1 protein-coding gene is annotated in these 3,079 nt (G+C 62.7%); it reads right to left on the bottom strand.

Annotation, left to right across the window (positions count from 1 at the left end; all coding sequences use genetic code 11):
- Positions 1 to 3,079 (bottom strand): AMP-binding protein (locus EXW71_RS28630; protein ID WP_167659712.1); only part of this gene is annotated, 3,079 nt, incomplete at both ends.

The following is a 3,079-nucleotide window of genomic DNA, read 5'->3' as shown; positions in this document are numbered from 1 at the left end:
GGGGGCTTCAATCGAGGTCGCCGTCAACACCCATTGCGCGCCACTATCAGAAATCATGAAGCCTTGACGGTCCAACGGTGCGTTGACATCCAGCGGCACATACACCGCCGCGCACTTGCTGATTGCCAACTGGCTGACCAGCAGGTCCACGGAGCGCTCCAGCAGGATTGCCACACGCTCGCCGGGCACCACGCCCAGGCCGATCAGGTGATGGGCCAGACGGTTGGCCCGCTGGTTCAATTGCGCATAACTCACGGCTTGCTCGCCATGCACCGCCGCCAGCGCTTGCGGATCAGCCGCCGCATGGGCTTCGAACAGCGCGTGCAAGGTCAGCGTTTCGGGGTAGGCACGGGGGGCTGGGTTAAACTCGACCAGCACCTGGTGTACTTCGCTCGCCGGCAATACCGACAATTGCTCAAACGGCAGATCGGGGGATTGCTCCAGCGCCTGCACCAACTGCTCCACGACGGTGAGCAGGTAGTCACAGAGACGGCGCGCCTCCAACGGCGAAACCACCAGTGCATTGAGATTGAATTGCTCGCCCAGGTCATCGACGTTCAAGGTAATCGGGTAGTTGGTGCTCTCTGCGGCGTGCAGGAAGTGCATACCGTGCCATACCTGTTCCAGCGCGGTCATGTCCTCTACCGCGCCAGTGTGCCGGTAGTTGAGCAAGGCGCTGAACAACGGCACGCTCGCCGGCACGCCACTGCAACGCTGGGCCAAGGCCAGTGACGCATGCTCGTGCCCCAGCAACGCCGTCAGGCGCGCATGGGTTGCCTTGACGGCCGAGCGCACGCCCATAGCGTCGACATCGACGCGCAGCGGCAAGGTATTGATAAACATCCCCAGCCCACGGTCCGCCCCTTCACCACCTTGCATGCGGCCCAGCAGCACGGTGCCGAACACGACCTCGCGACGGCCCGACACGCTGCCCAACACGCGCGCCCAAGCCAGGTGAAACAGGCTGGCGGCGCTGACGCCGGTCTGGCGCGCCTGTTCGCGCAGGCGCAGGCTCAAGCCCTTATCGAGCACATGTGTGGCTTCGCCCACGCCATGCCCATCGCCCTGCACATCCTGCAGACCGAGCGGCAAGGTCGGCTCATCGATATCGCTGAGCATCTCGCGGAAAAACCGCTCGTGCTCCGCATCGGTGCTGCCCAGGCGCACCTGCGCCACATAATTGCGGTAGGGCACCGCGTGCTTCAGGTGTTCGCCTTGGCCCTGCAGCAGCAGGTGCATTTCCTGCTGCACGACCTCAAAGGCGGTATGGTCCATGACCAAGTGATGGAACATCAGCAACGCGACGATCCGCTGATTGGCCTCGTCACGGGCATAGATGATGCGCATCAACGGCGCCTGGGTCAGGTCCAGGCGATAATGACGGGCGTCGAAACGCTCACGCAGCTGGTTCAAGACGTCATCGCCGCGCGGGTCGGCGAGCATTTCCTGTACCGCCAGCGCGGCCTTGCGCCATACCACTTGCACCGGGGTTTCCAAGCCTTGCCAGACGAGGCTGGTGCGCAGGATGTCATGGCGATCAATGACCGCCTGCAGCACCTCGATAAACACCTGGAAACGCTCCAGGTTGTCAAACCCGTAACTCGATTGCAGCAGGTAGGGATCGCCGGTTTCGGCACGGAGATGGTGGTAGAGCACGCCTTCCTGCAATGGCGCCAATGGGTAAATATCCTGCACATTCGCCGTACCGCCCGGGATCTGGGCGACGATATGGTCGATGCCCGCCTGGTCCAGGGTGATCAGGGGCAGCAGATCGGGCGTGATGCGCACGCAGTCAGGCGTAATCAGGTTGGCCGGTACGGCCACTTCACGCCCGCTGCCCACGGCAGCCGCCAGCGCCGCCAGGGTCGGCTGGCGAAACAGCACGCGCACATCGGCACTGAGGTCGGCCTGGCGCATGCGTTCGATCAAATTGACTGCCAGCAGCGAATGGCCGCCCAGTTCAAAGAAGTTATCGTGACGCCCCACTTGCTCGACCTTGAGCACATCCGACCAGATCTGCGCCAGCACGGTTTCCACTTCACCTTGTGGTGCTTCGTAGCCACGGCTCAGCAGTGCGTCCTGATCCGGTGCAGGCAAGGCTTTGCGGTCAACTTTGCCGTTGTTGGTCAGCGGCAGGTTGTCCAGGCGCACGTAAGCGGCCGGCACCATGTAGTCAGGCAACTGGGTCAACAGGTAGTCGCGCAGTGCTGTGATGTCGACGCTTTCACGCTCGGTGAAGTACGCCACCAGGCGCTTGTGCCCCGGTTCGTCTTCCCGGGCGAGAACCACCGCGTCCTTGACCTGCGGGTGTTCGCTCAGGCGCGTTTCGATCTCGCCCAGTTCGATGCGGAAGCCCCGGATCTTCACCTGCTGGTCGTTACGCCCCTGATACTGCAAGGTGCCGTCGGCACGCCAGGCCACCAGGTCACCGGTGCGGTACATCAGCGCACCGTCGTTGAACGGGTCGGTGAGGAATTTCTCCGCCGTCAGGTCAGCCCGGTTCAGATAGCCCAAGGCAACACCCTGGCCACCGATGTACAACTCGCCGGTCACACCGACCGGCACTGGTTGTTGGCGAGCGTCCAACACGTAGGCACGGCTGTTGCCCACTGGGCGGCCGATTGGAACGCTGCCTTCGTCCGCCCGGGTGATCTCATGGGTGGTCGAGAACGTCGTCGCCTCAGTCGGGCCGTAGCCATTGAGCAAGTGTTGCGGTGCGCCGTCCTTAAGGACTTTGGCGATCACGTTCGGGTCCAGTACATCGCCACCGACAATCAGGTAACGCATCTGCGGGAAGACCGGCAGCAGTCCTTCGGCATATTGATGAAACAACCCGGCGGTCATCCACAACACACTGACCGCCTGCTCCTGCAACATAGAGGCGAAATCGGCCCGGGACAGCAACGTATCCTGATCGACCACCACCACCGCGCCGCCATTGAGCAACGGTGCCCATACGTCCAGGGTGCTGGCGTCAAACGCCGGGTTGGAGGCGAACGCCACGCGATCATGCTGATTGAAATCGGCATAGCCGTTGTTGATCACCAGGCGCGTGATTGCACGGTGCGGCACCAGCACA

The organism is Pseudomonas sp. BCA17, assembly GCF_004519405.1.
In the GTDB taxonomy this organism is placed as follows: Bacteria; Pseudomonadota; Gammaproteobacteria; order Pseudomonadales; family Pseudomonadaceae; genus Aquipseudomonas.
This window is presented reverse-complemented; position numbering and strand designations above follow the sequence as displayed.